Genomic DNA, 25,847 nt, shown 5'->3' on the forward strand with positions numbered 1-25,847 from the left:
CGATGAAGATGTGACTTTTCGCGGGGCGACAATGACACCCGACAGGGCGCGCGCGGCGGACGCCGGCGGGGGTGGATTGACCCCCTCCGCATCTGAACCGCCGGATGCAAGCCGGGCGGTCCTCTCCCCGCAGTCCGCCTTCGACGGTCTCGATGCGGCCGAGGCGGCGCGTCGCCTCGCCGCGGACGGACCCAATCTGCTGTCCGCGGACCGGACCCGCCCGGTCGCCCTGATCGCCCTGTCCGCGATGCGCGAGCCGATGTTCCTTCTCCTGGCCGCCGCATCGGCCCTGTACCTGGCCCTGGGAGATCTTTCGGAGGGCCTCCTCCTGGCTGCGGCCGGCGTGGTCACCGTCGCCCTCGTGGTGGTCCAGGAAGCCCGGAGCGAGGCCGCGCTCAAGGCCCTGCGGCGCCTGGCCGACCCCGTGGTCCGGGTGGTGCGTGACGGCCGGGCCCGGGCCATCGCGGCCCAGGACCTGGTGCGCGGGGACATCGTCCTGCTCGCCGAAGGCCAGCGGGCGCCCGCCGACGGGGCCCTGCTGGGATCGGACATCCTGCAGATCGATGAGTCGGCGCTGACCGGCGAGTCCGTGGCGGTCATTCGCAGCGGCACCCCCTCCCCGCCGGACGGGGCGTTGTCGGACCGGGTCCTCGCCGGCACCCTCGTTGTCGCCGGACACGGGGTCGTCCGGGTCGACGCCACGGGACCGCGCACCGCCCTGGGCCGGATCGGCGCCTCGCTGTCGACGATCGGAGAGGGGCGGACGCCCCTGCAGAAGTCCACGGGCCGTATCGTGATCTGGATCGGGGCGATGGCGCTGGTCTTCGCCGTCGTCGTCGCCCTGGCCTACGGCCTGCTGCGGGGTCTGTGGATCGAGGGCGCGCTCGCCGGCATCACCATCGCCATCGCGCTGATCCCCGAGGAATTCCCGGTCGTTCTGTCGGTGTTCCTCTCCCTCGGGGCCTGGCGGCTGGCCCAGCATCAGGTGCTGGTGCGGCGGGCCGCGGCCATTGAGGCGCTCGGCGGGGCGACGATGCTCTGTGTCGACAAGACCGGCACGCTGACCGAGAACCGCATGGCCGTGGCCGCCCTGTGGTCGCCGCAAGGCGAAGGCCGCCCGGACGACAAGGCCCTGGCCCCGGCCTTGCGGGCGTTGCTCGATACGGCGGTGCACGCCAGCAGCCCCCAGCCGACCGATCCCATGGACCTGGCGCTGGCGGCGCGCGCTCCCCCCGCGACGGAACGGCCGGAACAGGTCTGGCCGCTGGCGACGCACCGGCTGGCCGTGGTGCAGACCTGGCGAACGGCGGAGCGGCGGCGCACCGCGGCCAAGGGATCGCCGGAAGCGGTGTTCGCCCTTTGCCGGATGACCGCGCCCGAGGCGACGGCGGCGCGGTCCGCGCTCGAGCGCCTCGCGTCGGGCGGCCTGCGGGTCCTGGCCGTCGCCGAGGCCGCCCACGACGCCGCGGTCGCGACCCCCGAAGCCCTGGATTTCGAGTTCAGGGGCCTGGTGGGCTTCCTGGATCCTGTCGCCTCCGACGTGCCGGCGGCGCTGGAGATCGCGCGCGCCGCGGGCATCAACGTGGCCATGATCACCGGCGACTATCCGGCCACGGCCCTGAAGATCGCCAGCGACGCGGGGATCGACGTCTCGGCCGGTCTGATGACGGGGGCGGAGATCGCGGACCTCACCGAGGCCGCGCTGGCCGAAAGGATACGTGACGTTCGGGTCTTCGCCCGGGTGCAGCCCGGCCAGAAGCTGGCGCTGGTTCGCGCCTTCCAGGCCAATGGCGCGGTCGTGGCCATGACGGGGGACGGGGTCAATGACGCCCCCGCCCTGGAGGCCGCCGACATCGGCATCGCCATGGGCGGTCGCGGCACGGACGTCGCGCGGGAAGCGGCCGACCTTGTCCTGCTGGACGACCGTTTCGGCTCGATCCTGGGCGCCGTGCGCCTGGGCCGCCGCATCTTCACCAACCTCCGCCGGGCTCTGGTCTACGTCACCGCCATCCATGTGCCGATCGCCGGCCTGGCCTTGCTGCCGATCCTGCTCGGCGCGCCGCCGCTACTCTTCCCGATCCATGTCGTCCTGCTGGAACTGGTGATTGATCCGGTCTGTTCGCTGGCCTTCGAGGCCGAGCCCAGCGAGGCGGACGCCATGCGGCGGCCGCCTCGCCCGCAACAGAAAAGTCTCTTCGGGCTGATGGAGATCGTCACGGGCCTCGTTCGGGGGCTGCCCATCCTTGCGGCGGTCCTCGCGCTCTATCTGGTGGTTCTGCCGACAGCCGGGGAAGCCGTCGCCCGCTCGGTCGCCTATGTGGCGCTGGCCGTGGGCAATCTGGCGCTGGCGCTGGCGATCGGGGCCTCGGCCGGGGTCGGCCTGTTCGATCCGCATAGACGTCTCTTCTGGGGCATCGGCGCGAGCCTCGCCGCCGTCCTGCTCACGGCTCTCTACGTGCCCGGCATCGCCCACGTCTTCCGCTTCGGCGCTCCGTCCCCCGCCCTGCTCGCAATCGCGGTCGCGGCGGGACTGCTGGCGGGGGGATGGACCGGCGTGGTTCGCGTCAGCCGGGACGCCTTGGCGAGCCGCCGCCCCCGACGACCTCCGTATCAACCCTTAAGGGACGCCACTTAGGGAACATTCCCGAATAATCAGAACCGCCGCGTCCGCCTATCCATGTCGCCACGAGACGAGGAGATCCGGACATGACGATCACCCTGCCATTCGAAGCGGTCGCCAGCGCCTCCCACGGAACGGACGAATGGACGGGCGCCGCGCGCCTGACCTTCAAACAGGGCGAGGAAATCTATGCCCAGGACGAAGATGCCGACATGATCTACCGCCTCGTTCGCGGGGCGGTCCGGACCAGCCACCTGCTCTCCGACGGCCGTCGCCAGATCGGAGACTTCTATTACGAGGGAGACGTGCTCGGCCTCGAGATCAGCGCCGCGCACCGGTTCTCGGCCGAAGCCTTGGGAGACTGCGAAGTGCTCGCCGTCCGTCGCGCCGGCTCGGCGGCCTATGACGCGGGACGCCTCGATCGCATGATCTGGCAGGCGACCGGCGCCGAACTGCAGCGCGCCCAGTCCCATATGCTTCTGCTCGGTCGGGCGACGGCCTGCGAGAAGGTCGCCCGCTTCCTGCTCGACATCGCCGACCGCTTCCGGGACGAGATCATCGCCCTGCCGATGAGCCGTCAGGACATGGCCGACTATCTGGGGCTCACCATCGAGACGATTTCGCGCATGCTGGGCCGTCTTCAGGCCGACGGCCTCGTCGAGTTCATCGGCGCGCGCAGATACCGCATCCGCCGCCTCGGCGCCTTGTCGGACCTGGCCGCCGCCTGAACCCAAGCGGGAATCGTATCGCCGTGCTAGGCTGGACTGAAGGCCGCCGCGAGGCGCGGTCCGGTTCCGAGACGCCGTTGCAGATCCGATCCGCGATCAATCACTCAATGTCCCGGCGCTACGGCTATGTCGCAGCGGTCATCGGCGCGCTGATCGCCGCCGGAGTCCGGCTGGCGCTGGACGGGACGCTCGACGACCGGTCGTTCTTCGTCCTCTATGTGCCCATCGTCCTCGTGGCCGCGGCGCTGGGCGGCCGCACGCCCGCTCTCCTCGCCACGGCCCTCTGTCTCGGGATCAGCGGCGCGACGCTGGGGACCGCCTTGTGGACCGAGCGGGCCAACCTCGTGGAAACCCTGGTGTTCGCCCTGCTGGGCCCCTTCATCGCCGTCATGGGCGAGCGCCTGTGGCGGCGGAGCCGCGAGGCCGCCAGTCGCCAGGCGCATCTTCAGTCGATCCTCGAGACGATTCCGGAGGCGATGATCGTCATCGACGCCAGCGGGATCATGCAGTCGTTCAGCACCACCGCGATCCGGATGTTCGGATGGAGTCCGGAGGAGGCGATCGGGCGCAACGTCAACATCCTGATGCCGGACCCCTACCGGTCCGAGCACGATCAGTATCTGAGCCGATACATGGGCACCGGGGAACGGCGGATCATCGGCATCGGCCGCATCGTGGTGGGCCAGCGCAAGGACGGGTCGACGTTTCCGATGGAGCTGGCGGTGGGCGAGGCCAAGGTTGGCGGAAGCCGCTTCTTCACCGGCTTCATCCGGGACCTGACCGAGCGGCGGGACCAGGAAAGGCGCTTCCAGGAACTGCAGTCGGAGCTGATGCACGTCTCCCGCCTGACCGCGATGGGCGAGATGGCGTCCTCGCTGGCCCATGAACTGAACCAGCCCCTGTCGGCGATCGCCAGCTATATGAAGGGGTCGGTGACCTTGCTGGAGGGACCGAAACCGGACCTTGCGAAGCTGCGCGGCGCGCTGGATCGCGCCGGCGACCAGGCGCTGCGGGCGGGGGACATCATCAAGCGTCTGAGGGAGTTCGTCGCCAAGGGTGAAACCGAGCATACGCTTGAGGATCCCGCCAAGATGATGGAGGAGGCCAGCGCCCTCGCACTTGTGGGCGTCAAGGACCGCGACGTTCGCGTCGACCTGCGTCTGGCCCGCGATGTCGGTCGGGTGATCGTGGACAAGATCCAGATTCAGCAGGTGGCGCTCAATCTGATCCGCAACGCGATCGACGCCATGGCCGACGCGCCGCGCCGCGAGCTGGAGATCCGGGTGCAGGCGGAAGGCGGCGGCGCCATCCGGATCAGTGTCGCCGACTCGGGGCCGGGGCTCGACCCGACGGTGCGCGACAGACTTTTCCAGCCGTTCGTAACCACCAAGGCGACCGGCATGGGAGTGGGGCTGTCGATCTGTCGCACTATCGTCGAAGCCCATGGCGGGCGAATCTGGGCAGAGGACAACAGCGGCGGCGGCGCGGTTTTTTCGTTCACCCTGCCCCGCGCCGAGGAGACCGGCCGTGCCTGATCTGGTGCATGTCATCGATGACGACGACGGTCTGCGGGACGCGTTGGGGTTCCTGCTCGAGGTGAACGGGATCGAGGCCCGCTTCTACGCTTCGGCGAACGCCTTCCTCGACGCCCTGCCTGTCGGCGAGGGTTGCGTCCTGACCGACGTCCGGATGCCCGGCCTGACGGGGCTGGAGTTGGTGCGCGAGCTCAGGAAGCGAGGCGAATCCTTTCCGGTGATCGTCATGACCGGACATGGCGACGTCCCCTTGGCGGTGGAAGCCATGAAGGCCGGCGTGATCGACTTCATCGAAAAGCCGTTCGAGGAAGCGCGGTTGACCGAATCCCTTCGCGCGGCCCTCGCGAACCTGCGAACCGTTCATGAACCCGGGGCGGCGCGGGCGGTCGCCGAGGAGCGCCTGGCGCAACTTTCACCGCGGGAACGCGATGTCCTCGACGGCGTGGTCGAAGGCAAGTTGAACAAGCAGATCGCGTTCGATCTCTCGATCAGCCCTCGGACCGTGGAAATCTATCGGGCCAATCTGATGTCCAAGACAGGCGCGCGGAACGTCGCTGATTTGATGCGGATCGCGCTCGCCGCCGGCCTTTGACTTGTTCTGGATCAAGGCGTTCCGCCGCCGACTGCGCCAGGAAAAGGCATCGGCGCCGGCCGAAGCCATGAGCAGGGACCCTTGGTGGTTGCACGCAATTCCATTGAACGGCAGACCCTGCTGATCGTCGATGACGATCCGGACGTCTTGCGCGCGCTCGCCTTCATGACCGCCACGCGCGGCTTTGGCGTCCAGCGCTGCGGCACCGCCCGGGAAGCGATCGCGCTGGCCGCCGCCGGGCAGCGGTTCGCCGGCCTGATCATCGACCAGAAACTGCCCGATCTTCAGGGAATCGAACTGCTGTCGAGATTGCGGGAATTGGGTGTCGAGGCTCCTGCGGTCGTGATCACCACGGGCCCGTCTCCGACCCTGAAGCGACAGGCCGCGGCGGCGGGCGTGCCGATCGTTGAGAAACCTCTCCTCGACGAGGAGTTGTTCACCCAGCTCCACCGGCTGATCGGGCCGGATTGATATCGGTCAATGCCGCCCCCGGCGGTTCAGGCGAGATAGGACAAACCGGAGACTCCCATGGCCCGTTTCACCCGCACCTCGCCCCTCTTCGCCGGTCTCGCGATCGGAGCCGCCATCCTGGGCGGCTGCGCCGCTCCGACGCCCTATCACGCGGCCTCGCTGACGGACCCCGCTCACGCGGACGGCTATCGCGAACTGCGGGTGGAGCCTGAGCGCTGGCGTGTCGTCTTCTCCGGCAACAGCCTGACCTCGCGCGACACGGTCGAGACGTATCTGCTGTATCGCGCCGCCGAACTGACCCTGGAAAACGGCTATGACTGGTTCCAGACCGTGGAACGCGACACCGAGGAACACGTCACCCTCACCGTGCACGAGCCGATCGGCCCCTGGGGCCCCGGCTGGGAACCCCACTGGCGTTACGCCTATGGCGTCCACGCCGGCTGGCGCACCTGGGATCGCCACACCGCGGGTCCCGCCTTCGACGTCCAGCGGGTCACCGCCTATGAGGCCGTCGCCGAGGTGGTGATGCGCCGGGGGGCCAAGCCCGTCGACGACGCGCGCGCCTTCGACGCCAGGGCCGTCAAGACATCGCTCGAACACCGCATCATCCGGCCGGAGGCCTGACGCCATGAACCGTCTTGCTGGCAAGGTCGCCGTGATCACCGGCGCCGCCGTGGGTCTGGGCCGCGCCACCGCTCTCCGCATGGCGGAAGAAGGCGCTTCGGTCGCTCTTTTCGATGTCCGCGACGCCGAGGGTCGGGCGCTGGTCTCCGAGCTTGAGGCCAGGGGCCTGCCGGCCGCCTGGTGGCGCTGCGACGTGTCCAGCGAGAGCGAGGTGCAATCGGTGATGCAGGAGGTCGTCCGGCATTTCGGCCGCATCGACATCCTGGTCAACAACGCCGGCGTGGCCGGGGTCAACAAGCCGACGCACGAGATCACCGAGGCCGAGTGGGACTGGGTCCAGGCGATCAACGTCAAGGGCGTCTTCTTCTGCACCAAGCACGCGATCGGCCCGCTGAAAGCCGCCGGCGGGGGCTCGATCATAAACCTGTCGTCGATCTACGGCCTCGTCGGCGGACCGGATGTGCCGCCATACCACGCCTCCAAGGGCGCCGTGCGCCTGATGACCAAGACCGACGCCCTGACATACGCCGCCGACCGGATCCGGGTGAATTCCATCCATCCCGGCTTCATCTGGACTCCGATGGTCGAAGGCCATCTCGCGGGTCAGGGCGACATCGAGGCCGGCCGCAAGGCCGTCGCCGCCCTGCACCCGCTCGGCCACATGGGAGAGCCCGACGACATCGCCTGGGGGGCCGTCTATCTCGCCTCGGATGAGGCGAAATTCGTCACGGGCTCCGAACTCGTGATCGACGGCGGCTATACGGCCCGCTGAGGTCTATTCGCGGCGATAGACGTCGACGATCCGGCTTGCGCGGGCCGCGACGGCCTGACCATGGCGTTCGACGACATCCTTGCGCAGGCCTCCGCCGATCTGGCCGACGTTGTGGTGGCCGATGATCTCCATCCCGGTCATGGCCGCGAAATGCTCATCGAAATGCTTCTGCATCGCCTCCCAGGCGCCGGTCCGCTCCACCCAGTCCTGCGGCGCGCCCGAGGAGGTGAAGGTGACCATCTTGCGACCCCCCAGCAGAGGTTGATTGCCGCCGTGCTGGCGAGCCGTGTAGCCGAAGTCCATGCCGAAGACCCGCTCGACATAACCCTTCATCATCGCCGGGGTGGCGTTGAACCACAGCGGGTAGAAGAAGGCGAAAATGTCCACGTCGGCGAGCGCCGCGCGTTCACGGGCGACGTCGGGGCGGACGGCCGCGCCCAGATGGTCCGGCATCTCTCCGGCTCGCAGCCGCGGATCGAAGCGCAGCCGGTAGAGATCCCGTTCCACCACCTCCGCGCCGCCGGCGCGCGCCGCCCCGGCGAAAGCCTCGGCCATGGCGACGGTGAAACTTCGCCGCCGGGGATGGCTGACAATGACGGCGATGCGGGGGGCTGAGGTTTGCATGCCTCAATCCTGCGTCGGACCCTGCCTGCCGGCATTGATCTGGCTCAAGGCCCGGAGGCGCGCCCTCGTCTGGATCAGGGGGCGGACAGCAGGGGAGCGAGAAGACCCCAAGCCTCGGCGCCGTCCGCGGCGAACTGTATCAGCTCGAGGTCGCCGGGGCCGATGAAGTCCTGCTCCCGGAGCGTCTCGAAGCGGATCAGGCCCGTCCAGTAGGCCTTGTCCACGAGAACGACCGGAACGGACTTCATCTTCCCCGTCTGGCGAAGGGTCAGGATCTCGAACAGTTCGTCCATGGTTCCAAAGCCGCCCGGAAAGACCACGAGCGCGCTGGCGCGCATCGCAAGGTGCATCTTGCGCATGGCGAAGTAGTGGAAACGAAAGGTCAGTTCCGGGGTCGACCAGGCGTTCGGCCCCTGCTCCTGCGGCAGGCTGATGTTGAAACCGATCGACGGCGCTCCGACGTCGGCCGCTCCGCGGTTGGCGGCGGCCATGATGCCCGGACCGCCTCCGGTGGCGATGACATTCCGCCGCGGCCCGCCGTCGCCGGTCAGCGCCCCGCCTTCCCGCGAGGCCAGGGCGGCGAACCGGCGTGCTTCGGCGTACCAGCGCGCGTGGTCGGCGAGCCCGTCCTCGGTGATCCGGGAGCTGCCGAAGACGACGATCGTCGATCCGATCTCCCAGGCGCGCAGGACCTCGTCCGCCTTGGCGAACTCCATCATGAACCGCGCCCCGCGCATGGAGTCGCCGAGCAGGAAGGCCTCGTCGAAAGCCGGAAGGCGATAGGCCCGGGAGGCGATCTGGGCGGCGTTCGGCGCCGCGGCGGGACCGGTCATCGGCCAGTCTCCAGAGCCTCGCCCAGCCTGGCGACCAGGCGTACCCGTTCCGCATCGTTCGGAAGCCCCTGAAGCCTTTCGTTCAAGGCGACCAGGAAGGCGGCGCGGTCATTGTGCCAGTCCAGCCGTGTCGCGTCCCCGCGCTCCAGTCGCGCACGGGTCCGGGGCAGCGGGTCCGCCGATGTCCGCGTGAGGGCGTAGGTCTGGTCCAGCAGGGCGGTGACGGGCCTGTATCCGGCCTCCGACAGGCGGCCCGACAGGGTTGCGATGGCGGTCGGCTCGCCGTGGTCGAGCAGGACGCTTCCGGCCACCGGACTTCTCGCCTTGAGCCAGGCCACCAGGTCGGTCGCGTCCCCGTGGCCGGAATAGGTGTCGAGATTGCGGATGCGGGCCCCGACGCGAATGTCCTCGCCCTGGATGCGGACGGCGGAGCGCCCCTCCACCAGCAACCGGCCCAGGGTGCCGGCGGCCTGGAAGCCGGTCATCAGCACGGTCACCTCCTTGCGCCACAGGAGGCGTTTGAGGTGGCGGCGGATTCGTCCCGCGTCGCACATGCCGCTGCCGGCGAGGATGACGTGCCAGCCGGTCAGGCGCTCAAGCCGGTCACTCTCCTGCGGCCGCATCAGATGGTGCAGGCGGGTCGCGTGCCGCAGCGGCTCGAAGGGATTCTCCGCGGTGTCCGGGTTCCAGCCGCGACGCAGAAAGACATCGGTCGCCTCGATGGCGAGCGGGGAATCCAGAAAGATCTCGGCCGCCAGATCCGGCTCGGCGTCCATCACCGCCAGCAGGTCGAGGATCAGTTCCTGCGCGCGCCCCACGGCGAAGCTCGGGATCAGCAGCGGTCCGCCCGCGGCGCGCGCCTGACGCAATTCGTCAGCCAGCGCGCGGCGGCGCGCGGTGAGTTCCAGATCGATGCGTTCCCGGTCGCCATAGGTGCTTTCGAGGATCACATGATCGACGCCCGTGGGTCCGGTCGGACCGGGCAGAAACGGCTGCCGCCCCGAGCCGAGGTCGCCGGAGAACAGCAGATTCAGGCTCTCGCCCCCCTCCTCCAGCTGGATCTGGATCGAGGCCGCCCCGAGGAGATGGCCGGCCGCCCACCAGGTGGCCTGCACGCCTTCGCCGATCGTGGCCGGTTCGCCGAACCGCACGCGCTCGAAGAGCCGCAGGGTCGTATCCACGTCCCCCGCCGTATAGATGGGCTCCACAGGCCTCAGGCCGCGCTGGGCGTTGCGCCGGTTCAGATGGCGCACCTCGCTTTCCTGGATCCCCGCGGAGTCCGCCAGCATCACCTCGCAGAGATCCCGTGTGCTGCGGGTGGCGAAGATCGGACCGCGATAGCCGGCGCGAACGAGCTTCGGCAGCAATCCCGAATGGTCGATGTGGGCGTGGGTCAGCAGCACCGCGTCGAGCGAGTCGGCGGCGAAGGGAAAGGGCTCGTAGTTGAGCGCCTTCAGGGTCTTGGGCCCCTGGAACATGCCGCAGTCGATGAGAATTCGCCTGGCCCCCGTTTCCAGCAGCATGCAGGAGCCGGTGACGCACTCGGCGGCTCCATGGAAGGTCAGCCGGGCGGTCACGTCAGGGGTCCCGGGGACGGCGAGATGGAAACGACCGGAAGGCGACGCGCCACCCTCAATGCGCCAGCATGAGGCTGGGACCGTCCTTGCGGCGCAGGAAGGTCCGCGTGGCCCCGCCGAAGACCGTCTCCCGGAGCCGCGAATGGCCCCAGGCGCCGGCGACCAGCACCCCGGCCTGCTTGCCTTCGGCCGCCGCGATCAAGGCCGCGCCCTCATCGGCGCCTTCGACCATGGTCGCCACCCCGGCGCCGACGCCGTGCAGCTTGAGATAGGCGTTGAGCAGGTCGATGTCGGGATCCGCGGCCTGCTGGTCGAGGCTGGTCACGCACTGCAACACATGGATCGCGCTGGCCATCGCCAGCAGAGGCAGGGCGGCGCGGACGGCGCGGCCCGCCTGCGGGCTGCCGTCCCAGGCGATCGCGGCCGGTCCGGAGAGGCGATCCGGATCGCCGCGCGCGATCAGCACGGGCGCGCGATCGCCCACCAGCGCCTGGCCCAGCAGGTCCCGTACCGGTCCGTCCTGGAGACCCTCCTGGGCCACCACCACCAGATCAGCCAGGGCGGCATGGCGCGACAGGGCGAGCGCGGGCCGGAGTCCGCGGGTGAGAACCGACATGCGGGGCGCGCCCTCGCCGGCTCCAAACACCACGTCGGCCTCGTTCGCCGCGCGCCGCGCGGCGACTTCGATGCGGCCCTGCAACTCGGTTTCGGCCGCGGCCAGCTCCTCGACCGCCTCTTTCGAGAGCGAGGCGCCAAGGGTCAGGCCCAGGGCGATCATGTCTGCGGCGGAGTCCGGATAGACCGGAACGACCTCCACGACGCCGTCGTGCTGGCCCGCCAGATGGGCGGCGAAGGCCAAGGCGGAGGCGTCGCCGGCGGCGCCGGAGGCCAGGGCGAGGATGCGTTTCAGGCTCATGATGGGTCTCCCTTTGGGGCCACCTTGGGCGAGGCGGCCCGGCCCCGCCTTGATCGGTGTCAAGCCGTCAGAACAACCGGGAAACGCTGCCGGCGTCCGTCTCTGCGAGGTTGAAAGTCTCCGCAACGCTGCGGCCGTCAATCACGCCGACGGCGGAAATGACCTCCGGTTTGAAATGCAGCACCGCGACGGCGTCCGCCGATGGACAGTAGACGTGCACCGCTGGATATCGCTCGATCACCTGACGGTTGAGCCGCTCGACGGCCTCGGGATCGACGACCTCCACGACCCGGCCGGCCATGGACAGGCCGACGCCGTCGCCCTGACCTCCGCTTTGGGACCGGACCGCCACGGAGGCGCGGGGATCGGCCTGGAGATTGGCGAACTTCTGGCTCGTCCGGGCGACGATGAAATACAGGTTCAGACCTTCGTTCAGATAGCCGACGGTGGTCGCATGGGGCCAGCCGTCGGGCCGGTTGCACGCGAGGGTCATCAGGCGCTCACGATCCAGCAGATCGGCGATCGCCGCGACGGCGCGGCCGTGGATCGGGGCCGGGTCCGGGGCGCTCACCGCCCGGCCTTCAAAGTGTCGAGCCAGGCGATCAGATCGTCAATCTCGCTGGCGCGGAAGGTGAACGCCGGCATGGCCGGGTGGGCGGTGACGAGACCTTCGGCGAACCCCGCTTCCAGCTGATCGAGAGGCTTGCGGCTTACGATATCGCGAAACGGCGGCGCGACCGCCATGGGACTGGCGCCGCCAGGTCCGGTCGCGTGACAGCTGGCGCAGGCGTTGGCGGCGAGCCGCCGACCGCGCTCCGCGGCCCGGGCCACCGTATCCGGAGCGGTCGCGGCGGGCGCGCCGACGTCCGGGGCGACCTGATGCGGCAGGACGGCCGGCTCACGGGCGCAGGCCGCCGGAACAATGCAAATCAGCGCGAGCGCGGCGGCGAACCGGAAGGCGGACATGAACTTTCTCCACGAGAACACCATGCTGGTCCGCGCGCGGACCGTCCACCTTGATCTTCGTCAATGCGGTCCCCGTCGCCGTCCGCTCTGCTGGGGAGCGAAGGAGATCGCCATGACCTACGCCAGCCTGCTCGTCGCCGTCGAAGACGGACCCGAGAGCGACAGCCGCCTTGAACTCGCCTGCGACCTTTCCGTCGCCTTCGATGCTCACCTGACCGGGCTGTGCGCGGGGTCCATCGCGCCGCCCCTTTACGATCCGCTCGCGGGCGGCGCCATGGTCGGCGAACTGCTCACCCTCTACCGCGACATGGCGGAGGCCGATGTGGAGCGCGCCCGTTCGCGCTTCTTCGAGGTCGTCCAGGCGCGCGAGGTCGAAGCCGGATGGCGGGGGGAGATCGGCTTTCCGGGCGAGGTCTGTTCCCGCGCCGCGCGGGCGGCGGATCTGGTCATTCTCGGCGGTCGCAATTCGAAAGCGCCGAACCACGCGCCGGACGTCTCCGATGTCCTCATGGGCTGCGGACGGCCCGTGCTGGTCACGCCGCCGACGCGCCTTCGCAATCCCGTCGGCGAACACGTCCTGGTGGCCTGGAAAGACTGTCGCGAGTCCCGTCTCGCCCTGGCCGCCGCGATTCCGTTGCTGAAACGGGCCGAGGGCGTCACGCTGTATATGGTCTGCACCGAGGACGAGAACGCGCAGGCCGACGGCGAGCTGGCCGATGTCGTGCAGTTTCTGGCGCGACATGAAATTTTCGCCGAGCCCGTCATCGCCCTCCGGGGCGAGGCGCCGACGGCCCGCCAGATCCTTGATGAAGCGCTCGCTCGCGACTCAGGTCTGATCGTGGCGGGAGGCTACGGCCATGCCCGACTGCGCGAATGGGCGCTGGGCGGCGTGACCCGCGATCTGATCAACGACAGCCCGATCTGTCTCTGCTTCGCGCACTAGGGACCGCTCATGACCAGGCAAGCTCGCCACATCCGTCTGGTCGCGGATGTCTGACGCATGAGCCGTCGCCGCATCCTGATCCTCGACGGCCACCCTGATCGCGATCCCGGTCGCTTCTGTCACGCCCTGGCCGCCGCCTATGCCCGGGGCGGCGCCGGCGCGGGCCACATCGTCCACCGCGTAAACCTGTCCGAGATGGAGTTCCCCACCCTCGCGACGCGCGAGGACTGGGAGAGCGGAACGCCCTGCCCCGCCGTGCTCGCCTTTCAGGATGAACTGGCGTGGGCGGAGCACCTGGTGATCATCTATCCGCTCTGGCTCGGATCGATGCCGGCCCGGTTGAAGGCGCTGCTCGAACAGGCCTTCCGTCCCTCTTTCGCTTTCGGGGATGCGCCCGTGGCGCCCGGCCGAGGCAGGCTGAAGGGCCGGTCGGCGAGGATTATCGTGACCATGGGCATGCCCGCGCTCGTCTACCGGACCGTCTTCTTCGGTCACTCGCTCAAGGCGCTCAAAGGCGGCATCCTGGGGTTCGTCGGGTTCGGGCCCGTCCGGGACACCGTCCTGGGCGGAATAGAGTCCCGCCCGGATCGCGAACGCCTGCTGAAGCGCATCGGCGCGATGGGCGGGCGCGCGGCCTAGGCTCCGCACCCCTGCCGTTCCCCGGACCCGGCCCGGCGTTCCGTCGGACCCATCCGCGCGGATTCCCGTCAGTCCCGCTCGTTGCGGTCCGGCAGATAGGTCCAGATGGAGACGCCTCCCACCACGAGGATGAAGAGCGAGAACACCGCGCAGATGGCGATGATGTAGGGGACGACGTCTGCAGGCATGGCGGGCTCCTTTGCTATGGCCGAACATCGCCAGGGGGAGACCGGATCGCCTTGATCGGGATCAAAACCGCTCAGGCGACGATGAACCGCCCTGCCGTTCGCGCCGGCCCGGCCGCGACGGCCTTTTCGATCCTGATGACCCGCTCGCAGAGCCTGACCGGCGCCAGGCGATGGCTGATCAGGATCAAACCCTGGCCCTGGTCGCGCAGACGGCGATCCAGCCGCTCGAGCACCTGCGCCTCAGTGGCGGCGTCGAGCCCCTCCGTCGGTTCGTCCAGCACCAGCCAGGGCGCCGGCCGCAGATAGGCCCGGGCGAGGGCGAGGCGCCGCCTTTCCCCCCCCGACAATTTGAGTCCGTTCGAACCCACCGCCATGTCCAGGCCGCGGGGCGCGGCGCGGATTCGCTCTGCGAGCGCCGCATCTTCCAGGGCCGCCCACAGGAGCTCGTCCGGAGCCTCCGCCGCCGCGAGCCTCAGATTGTCGCGCACGCTTCCGTCCAGGAGACGCACGTCCTGGGCGGCGTAGGCGAACAGGGGGGATGCGGCCCCCGGAGCCAGATCCGGCAAATCCACATCCCCCAGCCGCCACTCGTGCGGGACCGGTTCGCGCAAGCCGATGAGGCGCTCGATCAGAGTGGTCTTGCCGCCGCCCGAGGGGCCGACAATGGCGAGCCGGGCCGGCGGGGTCAGGGTTTCGCCGGTCAGACCCGTCGTCAGGCCGGCGTCGCGCGGATGAGCGCCGGAAACCCGCGCCGGCTCCGGCGTCAGCTGTTCAAGGCGCTCGACGGCCTCCTGCGCGGAGCCGCCCTGACGGAAGGCCGCCGCGAGGGCGCCGGCGGCTTCGACGCCGGTCACCGCGGACAAGGCGGCGAGCGCGACCATCGGAGTCGCGGCGCCGTGGGCGGCCACAACGGCCGCGGCGGTCGCCAGGCCCGTGATCACCGCCTGGCTCGCGACCATCCAGCCGCCGGCCTCGTTCAGCCGGACCGTCGCGCGGTCAAGAGGGTCCGCCGCTGTCTCGACCTCATGCACGGCCCAGGCCGCCAGGCCGTAGGCTTTCAGCTCGGGCGCCGCGGCTTCGAGGGCGGCCAGCCGGGCGCGGAAGGCGCCTCCACTGTGCTGGATTTCGCGACCCGCCGGACCTGCCAGCCGCCGCCCCAGCAGGCCGTTGGCGACAGCGGCCGCCGCCATGAACGCCACGGTCGTCACCCCGGCCAGGGGGTGAGCCAGCCAGGCCAGCCCCGCCGCGACGGTCGCGCCTGTTCCCAGGGCCCAGGGCGCCGACAGGCGGATGAACAGGATCTGCAAGGCGTCGATGTCCTGCACCAGCCGGCTGGAAACCTCGCCCGCGGACACCCGCAGAACGGCCCCGGGCCGACCCGTGGCGAAACTTGCGAAGACCTCGGGCCGCAACCGGGCCAGGGCATGGAGCGCGGCGTCGTGGCCGCTGACCCGTTCGGCGTAGCGCGCGCCGGTCCGAAGGATGGCCAGCAGCCGGATGACGGCGCTGGGCGTCAGATAGTTGAACGCGTGAGCGGCGGAGGCGCCGGCGGCTCCGGCCAGCGCCGCTCCGGCGATGAACCAGCCGGAAATTCCCAGCAGGCCGACGGACGCGGCCGCCAGGACGCTGCCGGCCACGGCGGAGACGGCCAGCCGCTGCCTCTGGGCCTTTCGTTGGCCCGCGATAAGGGCGCCGACGCGGCCGATCGGGACGCTCACAGCGTCACCACGCGGTCGGCGATCGCCATGACAGCGGGCGAATGGGTGGCGATCAGGGTGGTTCTTCCCCGCGCCGCCTCACGGATCAGGAGCAGCATCGCCTGTTCCGCCTCGGCGTCCAGATTGGCGGTCGGTTCGTCCATGAGCAGCAGCGGCGCATCCTTGAGGATGGCCCGGGCCAGGGCCAGCCGGCGACGTTCGCCGCCCGACAGTCCCCCGCCCCTTTCGTCCAGCGCACGCCCCAGGTCGGCGGACAATCCGGCCCGGCGGGCGGCCTGGGCGATCGCCTCGACCGAAGCGCCGCGGTCCGCCAGGGCGATGTTGTCCCGCAGCGAGCCGGGCACGATCACCGGCGACTGGCTGGCCCAGGCGATCTGGCCGGCGAAATCGCCGCACCGCGACAGACGTCGGCCGTCGATCAGAACGTCGCCGGACGTCAACGGCGCGAGGCCGAGCAGGGTATGAAGCAGGCTGGTCTTGCCCGCGCCGCTGCTCCCGGCAAGGGCGACGATCTGCCCGGGCCGCACCTCGAGATCGAAGGCCGCGACGACGGGCGCCCCGCCGTCATAGGCGATGCTCACGCGTTCGAAGCGCACCGCCGGCGCCGCGCGGCCCAGTCCGATCGGAGAGCGGGTCTCCGGACGGGTCGCCGCGAGCAGTGACGGCGCGGCCGCCTCCGCCGCCTGCCGGTCGTGATAGGCGGCGGCGAGCCGGCGCATGGGGGCGTAGACCTCGGGGGAGAGGGCAAGCACGAAGAAGGCGCGCCCCAGATCCAGCTGTTCGGGGACGGGAAAGGGCAGCATCCGCAACAGGTTGAAGCCACAGTAGACGGCCACCAAGGCCACCGACAGGGCCGAGAAGAACTCCAGCACGCCGGAAGACAGGAAGGCGATGCGCAGCACCCGGCTGGTGCGCAGCGCGAGATCGGTGGAACTGCGCGCCACCTCCCGCGTCACCGCATCCTCCGCCTGGAAGGCGAGGACGGCCGGCAGGGCCCGGATGCGATCGAGGAACAGGCCGGACAGCCGCGCCATGGCGTCGAACTGCTTCCGACTTTCCCCGGCCGCGGCCGCGCCCGCCAGCGCCATGCCTGCGACGAAGGGTATCAGGGTGAACAGCAGGATGGCCGCCGCCACCGGACTGACGAAGGCGATGATGCCGATGGCGACCAGCGGAGACGCCGTGGCGGCGAGCCTGGCCGGTCCGAAACGGGCGTAGTATCCGTCGATGGCGTCGACGCCGTCTGTCGCCGCCGCCAGGGCTCCCGATCCCGAACGGCGGCCCTGGAACAGGTCCTCCGCCACCTCGCGCCGGACCTGCCCCTTCACGGCGCGGGCGGCGCGCGCGCCGCCCGCGGCTGCCCGCTGGGCCATCAGCCCCCTCGCCGCGAGGCTCGCGACGGCCAGAAGGAGCCAGGGCAAGGCTGAATTCAGGGACGTCGAAGCCACCGACACGGCCATGGCGAGACCGCCGGCGAAGCCCGCGGCGGGCAGGATGTCCAGGACCGTCAGGATCGCCGCGAGACCGTTCAGACGCGCCCAGGGTCGCCCCGCATCCCGCAGCCAGCGGGCGGGCTTGATCGGGGCGGTCAGGATCTCAGCGGTCATGTCCTGCTTGGAGCCCAGGCGCCGAACCTCTGCTTTGATCGAAATCAAGGCGAGGTGGCGAGGGCGCTCCTAGGCGGGACGGAACGCGGTCGAAGGGACCGTCGCTTTCGGAGCCGACCCATGATCGACCTGGCGGTCGTCGACCTTTCCCGTCTGCAGTTCGCGCTGACGGCTCTCTACCATTTTCTCTTCGTGCCGCTGACGCTCGGCCTGTCGTTCATGCTCGTCATCATGGAGAGCATCTATGTGATGACCCGCCGGCCGATCTGGCGAACCATCACCCGCTTCTGGGGCATGCTGTTCGGCATCAACTTCGCCCTGGGCGTCGCGACCGGGATCACGATGGAGTTCCAGTTCGGAATGAACTGGTCCTACTACTCACATTATGTGGGCGACATTTTTGGTGCGCCGCTCGCCATTGAGGGCCTGATGGCCTTCTTCCTTGAGGCGACCTTCGTCGGGTTGATGTTCTTCGGCTGGGACAAGCTGGGGCGGGTGCAACATCTGCTGGTCACCTTCCTGGTCGCGCTGGGAACCAATCTGTCGGCGCTGTGGATCCTGATCGCCAACGGCTGGATGCAGAATCCGGTCGGCGCGCGCTTCAATCCCGACACCATGCGGATGGAGGTGACCGACTTCGCCGCGGTGCTGTTCAACCCGGTGGCGCAGGCCAAGTTCGTGCACACCGTCAGCGCCGGCTACGTCATCGCCGCCGTCTTCGTGCTGGGGGTCTCGGCCTTCTACATGCTGAAGGGCCGCCACAAGGGCTTCGCCAAGCGCTCGATGACCGTGGCCGCCGCCTTCGGCCTGGCGGCCTCCCTGTCGGTCGTCGTCCTCGGCGACGAGAGCGGCTATGCCCTCACCGACAACCAGAAAATGAAGCTGGCCGCCATTGAGTCCATGTGGAACACCCAGCCCGCGCCAGCCGGGATCAGCATCTTCGGCATACCGGACATGAAGCTGCGCGAGACCCGCTATGACGTGCAGATCCCCTGGGTGCTCGGGCTGATCTCGACGCGCAGCCTCGACGGCAGCGTGGAGGGCATCCTGCAGCTGGTCGCGGTGGCCGAAACCCGCATCGAGTCCGGCGTGATCGCCTATGACGCGCTGGAGACGATCAAGGCCGACCCGACGGACGCCGCCGCCCGCAGCCTGTTCGAGCTGCACCGCAACGACCTCGGCTACGGCCTGATGCTGAAACGGCATGTGGCGGATCCGCGCACCGCCACGCCGGAGCAGATCCGCGACGCGGCGTGGAACACCGTCCCCAATGTGCCGGTCATGTTCTGGACCTTCCGCTTCATGGCGGCGATCGGCTTCGCCATGATCGCCCTGTTCGCCACGGCCTTCCTGCTGTGCACCCTGCGCAAGCACGAAACCCGCTGGTTCCTGTGGCTCTGCGTCGCGGCCATCCCCCTGCCGTGGATCGCCGCCGAACTGGGCTGGGTCGTCGCCGAATTTGGTCGTCAGCCCTGGGCGGTCGAGGGCGTGCTGCCGACCTTCCTCGGCGCCTCGAGCCTGACCGTGCCCCAGCTGTGGGCCACGATCATCGGCTTCACCCTCTTCTACGGCGCCCTCGCCGTGGTCGAGGTCGGCCTGATCCTGCACACGATCAAGAAGGGGCCCTTCGCCCAGCAGGAAGAGTTCGCGCCCAGCCCCTCCGATCCGTCGGCTGCCGAAGCCGCACCCGCCGTCGCCTGACAACCCTGGAAAGACTCAGATGGAACTGCCTCTCGACTATGAAACGCTCCGCCTGATCTGGTGGGGTCTGCTGGGCGTGCTGCTGATCGGCTTCGCCCTGACCGACGGCTTCGACCTCGGCGTCGGCGCCCTGCTGCCCTTCGTCGCCCGCACGGACGAGGAGCGTCGGATGGTGATCAACACCGTCGGCGCGACCTGGGAGGGCAACCAGGTCTGGTTCGTCCTCGGCGGGGGCGCCATCTTCGCCGCCTGGCCGCTGGTCTACGCCGTCAGCTTCTCGGGCTTCTACCTGGCGATGTTCCTGGTGCTGGCGGCCCTGATCCTCAGGCCCGTCGCGTTCAAATACCGCTCCAAGCGGCCGTCGCGGGCCTGGCGCAGCTTCTGGGACTGGGCCCTGTTCGTCGGCGGCTTCGTCCCGGCCCTGGTGTTCGGCGTCGCCGTCGGCAATGTCCTGCTGGGCGCGCCCTTCCGTCTCGATAACGATCTGCGCTCCTTCTACGAAGGCTCGCTTCTGGGCCTGTTCACGCCGTTCAGCCTGATCTGCGGCCTGTTGTCGGTGACCATGCTGGTCCTGCACGGCGCCGCCTGGCTGGGCGTGAAGGCCGAGCGCGGTCCGATCCAGGCCCGGGCGCGGACCATCGGAATCATCGCCGCCGTGCTGGGTCTCGTCCTGTTCGCGGCGGGCGGCCTGTTCGTCGCCTTCGGGCCGCTGGGCTTCGCCATCACCGGCGCGATCGATCCGGGTGGAGCGTCCAATCCGATGCGCACCGCGGTCGAGGCCCAGCCCGGCGCCTGGCTGGCGAACTATTCGCGCTACCCCTGGATGATCACGGCGCCCGTGCTCGGCTTCGTCGGGGCGCTGGCGGCCCTCGTCGGGCTGCTGCGTCGATCGGAGCCCCTGTCGCTGGCCGGATCGTCGGTTTCGGCGATCGGGATCATCTCCACGGTGGGGCTGTCGATGTTCCCCTTCATCCTGCCCAGCTCCGTGGATGCGCAGTCCAGCCTGACGGTCTGGAACGCGTCGTCCAGCCACACGACCCTGTTCATCATGCTGGTCGTGACGGTGATCTTCCTGCCGATGGTCCTCGCCTACACCGCCTGGGTCTACCGGGTGCTGTGGGGCCGTTCGAGCACCGCCGCCCTGCGCACCAATCCCGACCTCTACTGATCAGACCAAGGAAAACGACCATGTGGTATTTCGCCTGGATTCTCGGCCTTGGCCTGGCGGTCCTGTTCGGTGTCCTCAACGGCGTCTGGCATGAGTTCCAGCTGTTCGATGAAGGGGATGAGGGCGCCTCCATCCCCTCGCCCGCCGATGCAGACTGAAGCCCGACCCGCCGTCAGCCTGACGGTCGACGAACTGATCGCCCGCTACGACGTCAACGCGCCGCGGTACACCAGCTATCCGACCGCGGCGCAGTTCACGCCCGCGGTCGGGCCGGACGACCGCGCCCGCTGGCTCTCGAGCCTGCCGGACGGTCTCCCCGTTTCGCTGTACCTGCACATCCCGTTCTGCAAGCGGCTGTGCTGGTACTGCGGCTGCAACACCCGGGCGATGAACCGTCCGGCGCTGATCGCGAGCTATGTCGATCTGCTTCTGGTCGAGGCCGAACGCGTGGCCGCCGCGGCCGGGCGCAGGCTGCCGGTCAGCTTCCTTCATCTCGGCGGTGGCACGCCCAACATGCTGTCGCCCGACGATCTCGAGCGGCTCATGGCCGGTCTGTCGTCGCGCTTCGACCTTGCGGAGGTCGAGGAGATCGCCGCGGAGCTGGACCCGGAAGTTCTCACCGAGGACTGGATCGCCGCCGCCGGCCGCGTCGGCATGACCCGCGCCAGCCTGGGCGTGCAGGATCTGTCGCCGCGCGTGCAGGCGGCGGTGAACCGGCCGGAGTCCTTCGACACCATCCGGCGCGCGGCCGAGGGCCTGCGAGGAGCGGGCGTCCGGTCGCTCAACCTGGACCTGATGTACGGCCTGCCGCTGCAGGGCGTCGAGGAGGTGCTGACGACGCTGGACCAGATCGTCACCCTGCGCCCCGATCGGGTGGCCCTGTTCGGCTACGCCCATGTCCCATGGATGAAACCGCACCAGAAGCTGATCGACAGCGCGACGCTTCCCGATGCGCGCGCCCGCTTCGACCAGAGCCGTGCGGCCGAGCGTTTCCTGGTCGCCCACGGCTGGCGCGTGATCGGCCTCGACCATTTCGCCCTGCCCCACGACGCCCTGGCCCGGGCCGCGGATTCCGGCCGCCTGCACCGGAATTTCCAGGGCTACACCACCGACCGCGCCGAAGCCCTCATCGGGCTGGGCGTCTCCTCGATCAGCCGGTTCCGCCAGGGCTATGTGCAGAACCCCTCCCAGGAACGGGACTGGCGCGCCGCGGTCGAGGCCGGCGGCCTTCCGGCGACGCGGGGCGTGCCGATTACAGACCGGGACGCCTTTCTGGCCGCGATCATCGAACAGATGATGTGCGACTTCACTGTGGATGTGGAGGCGGTGGCGAGGCGCCTCGGCGCCGACGTCCGCGACACCGCCTTCGCCTGGCCCGCCCTCGACCGCCTCGAGGCCGACGGCCTGATCGTCCAGCATGGAGCGAGGGTGCGGATAACCGACGCGGGCCGCCCGTTCGCACGCGTCGTTTGCGCCGCCTGGGACCCCACGGTCCGGCCGGCGGAAGGCCGCCACGCCCGCGTGGTCTGACTCATTGTCGCAGGGCCCGGCCCTTTGCTCTGGATCAAGGCCCGCGACCAGGCGTGGCCGCACAAGGCCTCCGACGCTTTCGACGGCCGAATTCGCGGTCGGGAATCGTCGGGGACAAGACCATGACTCTCAAGACCGTCTCTCTCGCCGCCCTGGGCCTCCTCGCCCTGGCGGGGACCGCCCAGGCCCAGGACGCCTGGCAGGCGCCGCAGGCTGGCGACTGGCTGATCACGGGGCGCATCACCGATGTCGCGCCGACGACTGACGATGCGATCGTCACCGCCGCCGGAGCCGCCACCGGCCTCAACGTCGACGTCGGCGACAGCATCATGCCGACCCTGGGCTTCACCTATTTCATCACCGATCACTGGGCGGTCGAGGCCATCCTGGGCACGACCCGGCACGAGATCCGGGCCCAGGGCGGGGCCACCGATGTGGTCGTGCACGAGACCTGGGTCCTGCCGCCGGTGGTCACCCTCCAGTATCGGCCGCTGACCGAGGGACGCTTCAGCCCCTACGTCGGCGCCGGGGTCAACGCCATGCTGTTCTACGGCGGCGACGACAAGAACGGCTTCACCGTGGATCTCGACGACGGGTTCGGCTACGCCGCCCAGGTCGGCGCCGACATCGGCCTGCAGGGCCCCTGGAGCCTGAACCTCGACGTCAAGAAGGTGTGGTTCAACACCGACGCGACGGTCAACGGCGGGGCGCTGAAGAGCGATGTCGATCTGGATCCGTGGGTCGTGTCGGTGGGTATCGGCCGGAAATTCTGATCCGGCGCATCGACTCTGAAAAGGCGGCGGTCCTTGCAGGACCGCCGTCTTGTCATTCGGGCATCATGGAGCCGGTGCGGACAAAGCGGTCATGCCAGGACAGCGCCTCCTGCAGCAGCATGGGCGACTGCTGGCCGTAAGAATCCTTGCGCGCCCGGGCGTAGTAGTCCTCCAGCGCGGGCCGATAGTCGGGGTGGGCGCAGTTCCCGATCACCAGCGTCGCCCGCTGTTTCGGCGACAAACCGCGGAGATCGGCGAGGCCCTGTTCGGTGACGATCACCTGCACATCCTGCGGGATGTGATCGGTGTGGGAGGCGTGGGGCACGATGGTCGAGATGCGCCCGCCCTTGGCCGTCGAGGCCGCCATGAAGATCGAGATGTAGGCGTTGCGGGCGAAATCACCCGAGCCGCCGATGCCGTTCTGGATGCGCGAACCCATGATGTGGGTGGAGTTGACGCTGCCGAAGATGTCGGCCTCGATCATCCCGTTCATGGCGATGCAGCCGAGGCGGCGGATCAGCTCCGGATGATTGCTGATCTCCTGCGGCCGCAGGATGATCCGGTCGTGGAACGCGTCCATCCGGGCGTTGAGGTCCTGGGCGGCGTCGGGACTGAGGGAGAAGGCGGTCGCCGAGGCCGAGAGCAGCCGGCCCGATTCCAGGAGATGCAGCATGCCGTCCTGGATCACCTCGGTGAAGGCGGTCATGTCGTGGAAGGGCCCCTCCCCCAGGCCGCCCAGAACCGCGTTGGCGGTGTTGCCCACGCCGGACTGCAGCGGCAGCAGGGACGGCGGCAGCCGGCCCTTGGCGACCTCGTGCCTGAAGAACTCCAGCAGATGGCCGGCGATGGCGATGTCCGCGGCGCCCGGCGGCGTGAAGGGCGCGTTCCGGTCGGGCGCGTCGGTTTCGACGATGGCGACGATCCGGTCCGGGTCGCAGCGAAATCCAGGTTCGCCGATCCGGTCGTCGGAACGGACCAGGGGGATCGGACGACGGTTCGGCGGCAGGGCCGTGCCGTAGTAGATGTCGTGCATGCCCTCAAGCGCCGGGTTCTGCCAGCGGTTGACCTCGAGGATCACCTGGTCGGCCCGGTCGAGCCAGGTCTTGTTGTTGCCGACCGAGGAGGACGGAATCAGAGACCCGTCCTCGCGAATGCCGGACACCTCGACCACCGCCGTGTCCAGCGGACCGAGGAAGCCCTGCCAGGCGACCGGGGCCACCTGGCTGAGGTGCATGTCGAAATACTCCATCTCGCCGCGATTGATCTTCTCGCGCGCAATGGGATCCGAGTTGTACGGCAGCCGGAATTCGATGCCATCGGCCTTGGCCAGGGCGCCGTCCAGCTCGGGGCCCGTCGAGGCGCCGGTCCAGATCTTCACCCGGAAGGGATCGCCTTGCGCATGAGCCCCTTCGATGCGGGCGGCGAGCGCCAGCGGGACCGACTTGGGATAGCCGGAGCCCGTAAAGCCGCTCAGGCCCACGGTCGTACCCGGCGCGATCAGCGCAGCCGCCGCCTCGGCGGTCATCAGCTTTCGCCGATGGGCGGTCGATTTAATCCGTGTCATGTCAGCCTTCAATCGCCCGGTCGGCTTATAGGCGAGCCGGCTGCCGTCTGGCCATGACCCAGGTCAATATCGCCGGTCCGCGGCTTGAACGGATCGTCGCGGGCATCGTCGGACCGGTCCGGCGCCGCTCGCGCTGAGGTCCGGCGCTTCGCCGGCGTTGTAGGGAGCGAGGCCCGCCAACGCCGCTGTCGCGATCGGTTGCTCGCACCATCACCCGCCCGTCCCTGGCCGATCTGCGCTCGGCGACGGCGCCGGCCAGCACGCAGCTTCGGCCTGAGTCTAAGCTGGAGCCTGTGATCGACGGCGCGCCGCAGCGCGGCCAGGGCGGCGCCGGCCGTTTGATCTGGGTCATCGCGGGCCACGCGCCCCCGGCGCAGAAGAATCCGTCACACGGAGCCACCCATGAACCTCGTCCGGATACGGGTCGCATTCGCGCTGCTGGTCGTGGGTCTTTCGGGAGCCTGGCTGGCCAGCGTCGCGACAGGCGGCTTTCCCACGACCTTCTGGCAGGCGCGCAGCCTGCTCATCCCGTTCACCGGCGTACTGGCGATCGGCATGATGTCGGCCGCGGTGCTCCTCGCAGCCCGTCCTGTCCAGGTGGAACGCCTGCTCGGCGGGCTCGACAAATTCTACCGGCTGCACAAATGGCTGGGCATCGGCGGCCTGACCGCCGCTGTCGTCCACTGGCTGCTTGAGGTGGGGCCGCGATGGGCGATGGGCTGGGGCTGGCTGGAGCGGCCGGCGCGCCGGTCCGGGGGGCCGGAGGCCGGGGCCGGACCGGGGGCCGGCGAAAGCTTGATGCAAAGCCTCAGGGATCCGGCCGCGGAGCTCGGCGAATGGGGTTTCTACATCCTGGTGGCGCTCATCGTTCTCGCGCTCTGGCGACGCTTTCCCTATCACCTGTTTCTCAAGACGCACCGACTGATGGCGCCGCTGTTCCTGGTGCTGGTCTTCCACTCCGTCGTGATGATGCCGGGCGCCTGGTGGACAGGACCGGCCGGCGTGCTGACGGGTCTGCTCATGGCTGCGGGCGGCCTGGCCGCGGGCGTCGCGCTGGTTCGGCGAATTGGCCATGCCCGCCGCGCCACCGGCCGGATTTCCAGCCTGCACGCCTATGACGGCAACGCGGTCCTCGATGTCGGCGTCGATCTCGAGACCGCCTGGCCCGGCCACAAGGCCGGCCAGTTCGCCTTCCTCGACTTCGACGACCCGGAGGGCGCGCACCCGTTCACCGCCTCGTCGGCGTGGCGCGGCGACGGCAAGCTGGTGTTCAGCATCAAAGGTCTCGGCGACTACACGCGCGCGCTGCCCGGCCTTCTGCGCGTGGGCCAGGGCGTCGCCATAGAGGGCCCGTACGGCTGCTTCGACTTCCAGGGCGGCGACGCAACGCGCCAGCTGTGGATCGCCGGCGGCGTCGGGATCACGCCCTTTGTCGCGCGCCTAGAGGCGTTGGCCGAGACGCCGTCTCCCGAACCGGTTGACCTGATCTACTCCACCGCGGCGCCGGACGCGGCGTTCATCAGCCACGTCCGGACCCTGGCCGAGCGCGCCGGCGTTCGCTTCCGGCTGCTGGAGTCGGCCAGGGAAGGTTTCCTGACGCTGGAGACCCTGCAGGCCTGGGCGCCCCACTGGTCGGAGGCGGACGTCTGGTTCTGCGGTCCGTCGGCCTTCGCCGACAGCCTGCGGAGCAGCATGACGGCGGCGGGGCTCCCGCCCCGCCGGTTCCATCAGGAGCTCTTCGAGATGCGGTGAGGCGGC

At 69.5% G+C, this 25,847-nt stretch carries 24 protein-coding genes; 15 read left to right on the plus strand and 9 right to left on the minus strand.

All coding sequences use genetic code 11. The annotated features are described in order from the left end of the window. Window positions 1-76: 76 nt before the first annotated feature. From WC555_RS03495 to WC555_RS03525, 7 genes are all read left to right on the plus strand, one after another. A complete protein-coding gene (locus WC555_RS03495) occupies window positions 77-2,635 on the plus strand; it encodes a cation-translocating P-type ATPase (RefSeq protein ID WP_373251164.1) in 2,559 nt (852 codons plus the stop codon). A 71-nt stretch (window positions 2,636-2,706) separates the two neighbouring features. After that, window positions 2,707-3,348: a helix-turn-helix domain-containing protein gene (locus WC555_RS03500; RefSeq protein WP_373251166.1), complete on the plus strand. Its 642-nt coding sequence runs from the start codon at window positions 2,707-2,709 to the stop codon at window positions 3,346-3,348. 107 nt (window positions 3,349-3,455) lie between these two features. Further along, a complete protein-coding gene (locus WC555_RS03505) occupies window positions 3,456-4,883 on the plus strand; it encodes a PAS domain S-box protein (protein ID WP_373251168.1) in 1,428 nt (475 codons plus the stop codon). Next, complete coding sequence (fixJ, locus tag WC555_RS03510; protein WP_373251170.1) at window positions 4,876-5,475, plus strand: response regulator FixJ; 600 nt, start codon at window positions 4,876-4,878, stop codon at window positions 5,473-5,475. The genes WC555_RS03505 and fixJ overlap by 8 nt, the downstream gene beginning before the upstream one ends. A gap of 84 nt (window positions 5,476-5,559) precedes the next feature. Then, a complete protein-coding gene (locus WC555_RS03515; RefSeq protein WP_373251254.1) occupies window positions 5,560-5,946 on the plus strand; it encodes a response regulator in 387 nt (128 codons plus the stop codon). Window positions 5,947-6,003: 57 nt separating this feature from the next. Continuing rightward, complete coding sequence (locus tag WC555_RS03520) at window positions 6,004-6,570, plus strand: hypothetical protein (RefSeq protein ID WP_373251172.1); 567 nt, start codon at window positions 6,004-6,006, stop codon at window positions 6,568-6,570. Between the two features lie 4 nt (window positions 6,571-6,574). Then, the gene (locus tag WC555_RS03525; protein ID WP_373251174.1) at window positions 6,575-7,342 is read left to right on the plus strand and encodes an SDR family NAD(P)-dependent oxidoreductase; all 768 of its coding nucleotides are present in this window, start codon (window positions 6,575-6,577) and stop codon (window positions 7,340-7,342) included. Window positions 7,343-7,345: 3 nt separating this feature from the next. Here WC555_RS03525 and WC555_RS03530 read toward each other — a convergent pair whose 3' ends face one another. The 6 genes from WC555_RS03530 to WC555_RS03555 form a co-directional block, all read right to left on the minus strand. Next, complete coding sequence (locus WC555_RS03530; RefSeq protein ID WP_373251175.1) at window positions 7,346-7,966, minus strand: NAD(P)H-dependent oxidoreductase; 621 nt, start codon at window positions 7,964-7,966, stop codon at window positions 7,346-7,348. A 74-nt stretch (window positions 7,967-8,040) separates the two neighbouring features. After that, window positions 8,041-8,799: an LOG family protein gene (locus WC555_RS03535; protein ID WP_373251176.1), complete on the minus strand. Its 759-nt coding sequence runs from the start codon at window positions 8,797-8,799 to the stop codon at window positions 8,041-8,043. Beyond that, on the minus strand, window positions 8,796-10,376 hold the full coding sequence (locus WC555_RS03540; RefSeq protein WP_373251178.1) for an MBL fold metallo-hydrolase: 1,581 nt from the start codon (window positions 10,374-10,376) through the stop codon (window positions 8,796-8,798). The genes WC555_RS03535 and WC555_RS03540 overlap by 4 nt, the downstream gene beginning before the upstream one ends. A 55-nt stretch (window positions 10,377-10,431) precedes the next feature. Further along, the gene (locus WC555_RS03545; RefSeq protein WP_373251180.1) at window positions 10,432-11,292 is read right to left on the minus strand and encodes a universal stress protein; all 861 of its coding nucleotides are present in this window, start codon (window positions 11,290-11,292) and stop codon (window positions 10,432-10,434) included. Window positions 11,293-11,359: 67 nt separating this feature from the next. Then, window positions 11,360-11,863: a pyridoxamine 5'-phosphate oxidase family protein gene (locus tag WC555_RS03550; protein WP_373251181.1), complete on the minus strand. Its 504-nt coding sequence runs from the start codon at window positions 11,861-11,863 to the stop codon at window positions 11,360-11,362. Beyond that, window positions 11,860-12,258 carry a cytochrome c gene (locus WC555_RS03555; RefSeq protein WP_373251183.1) on the minus strand — a complete coding sequence of 133 codons (399 nt, stop codon included), beginning with the start codon at window positions 12,256-12,258 and terminating at the stop codon, window positions 11,860-11,862. The genes WC555_RS03550 and WC555_RS03555 overlap by 4 nt, the downstream gene beginning before the upstream one ends. Window positions 12,259-12,370: 112 nt before the next feature. Between WC555_RS03555 and WC555_RS03560 the strand changes: the two genes are divergently transcribed. Both WC555_RS03560 and WC555_RS03565 read left to right on the plus strand, forming a co-directional pair. Further along, on the plus strand, window positions 12,371-13,201 hold the full coding sequence (locus WC555_RS03560; RefSeq protein ID WP_373251185.1) for a universal stress protein: 831 nt from the start codon (window positions 12,371-12,373) through the stop codon (window positions 13,199-13,201). Window positions 13,202-13,258: 57 nt separating this feature from the next. Next, on the plus strand, window positions 13,259-13,840 hold the full coding sequence (locus WC555_RS03565) for an NAD(P)H-dependent oxidoreductase (RefSeq protein ID WP_373251187.1): 582 nt from the start codon (window positions 13,259-13,261) through the stop codon (window positions 13,838-13,840). 259 nt (window positions 13,841-14,099) lie between these two features. On the opposite strand, the gene WC555_RS03570 is transcribed toward WC555_RS03565, so the two are convergent. Together WC555_RS03570 and cydD are read right to left on the minus strand one after the other, a co-directional pair. Then, window positions 14,100-15,746 carry an amino acid ABC transporter ATP-binding/permease protein gene (locus tag WC555_RS03570; RefSeq protein ID WP_373251189.1) on the minus strand — a complete coding sequence of 549 codons (1,647 nt, stop codon included), beginning with the start codon at window positions 15,744-15,746 and terminating at the stop codon, window positions 14,100-14,102. Beyond that, window positions 15,743-17,353: a thiol reductant ABC exporter subunit CydD gene (gene cydD / locus WC555_RS03575; RefSeq protein WP_373251191.1), complete on the minus strand. Its 1,611-nt coding sequence runs from the start codon at window positions 17,351-17,353 to the stop codon at window positions 15,743-15,745. Before cydD ends, WC555_RS03570 begins: the two co-directional genes overlap by 4 nt. 123 nt (window positions 17,354-17,476) lie before the next feature. Between cydD and WC555_RS03580 the strand changes: the two genes are divergently transcribed. The 5 genes from WC555_RS03580 (at window position 17,477) to WC555_RS03600 (ending at window position 22,525) form a co-directional block, all read left to right on the plus strand. Further along, complete coding sequence (locus WC555_RS03580; protein WP_373251256.1) at window positions 17,477-19,054, plus strand: cytochrome ubiquinol oxidase subunit I; 1,578 nt, start codon at window positions 17,477-17,479, stop codon at window positions 19,052-19,054. 19 nt (window positions 19,055-19,073) lie between these two features. Continuing rightward, window positions 19,074-20,222 (plus strand): cytochrome d ubiquinol oxidase subunit II, encoded by a 1,149-nt coding sequence (cydB, locus tag WC555_RS03585; protein WP_373251193.1) that lies wholly within the window; start codon window positions 19,074-19,076, stop codon window positions 20,220-20,222. Window positions 20,223-20,242: 20 nt separating this feature from the next. Then, complete coding sequence (gene cydX, locus WC555_RS03590) at window positions 20,243-20,380, plus strand: cytochrome bd-I oxidase subunit CydX (RefSeq protein WP_373251195.1); 138 nt, start codon at window positions 20,243-20,245, stop codon at window positions 20,378-20,380. Next, entirely contained in the window at window positions 20,370-21,752 is a 1,383-nt protein-coding gene (gene hemN, locus WC555_RS03595) for an oxygen-independent coproporphyrinogen III oxidase (RefSeq protein ID WP_373251196.1), read from the plus strand. The genes cydX and hemN overlap by 11 nt, the downstream gene beginning before the upstream one ends. A gap of 122 nt (window positions 21,753-21,874) precedes the next feature. Beyond that, complete coding sequence (locus WC555_RS03600; RefSeq protein WP_373251198.1) at window positions 21,875-22,525, plus strand: OmpW family protein; 651 nt, start codon at window positions 21,875-21,877, stop codon at window positions 22,523-22,525. Window positions 22,526-22,577: 52 nt separating this feature from the next. Here WC555_RS03600 and WC555_RS03605 read toward each other — a convergent pair whose 3' ends face one another. Next, window positions 22,578-24,089: an acetyl-CoA hydrolase/transferase family protein gene (locus tag WC555_RS03605; RefSeq protein ID WP_373251199.1), complete on the minus strand. Its 1,512-nt coding sequence runs from the start codon at window positions 24,087-24,089 to the stop codon at window positions 22,578-22,580. 402 nt (window positions 24,090-24,491) lie between these two features. On the opposite strand from WC555_RS03605, the gene WC555_RS03610 reads away from it, so the two are divergent. After that, on the plus strand, window positions 24,492-25,841 hold the full coding sequence (locus WC555_RS03610) for a ferric reductase-like transmembrane domain-containing protein (protein WP_373251200.1): 1,350 nt from the start codon (window positions 24,492-24,494) through the stop codon (window positions 25,839-25,841). Window positions 25,842-25,847 lie beyond the last annotated feature (6 nt).

Source organism: Brevundimonas sp., assembly GCF_041648615.1.
In the GTDB taxonomy this organism is placed as follows: domain Bacteria; phylum Pseudomonadota; class Alphaproteobacteria; order Caulobacterales; family Caulobacteraceae; genus Brevundimonas.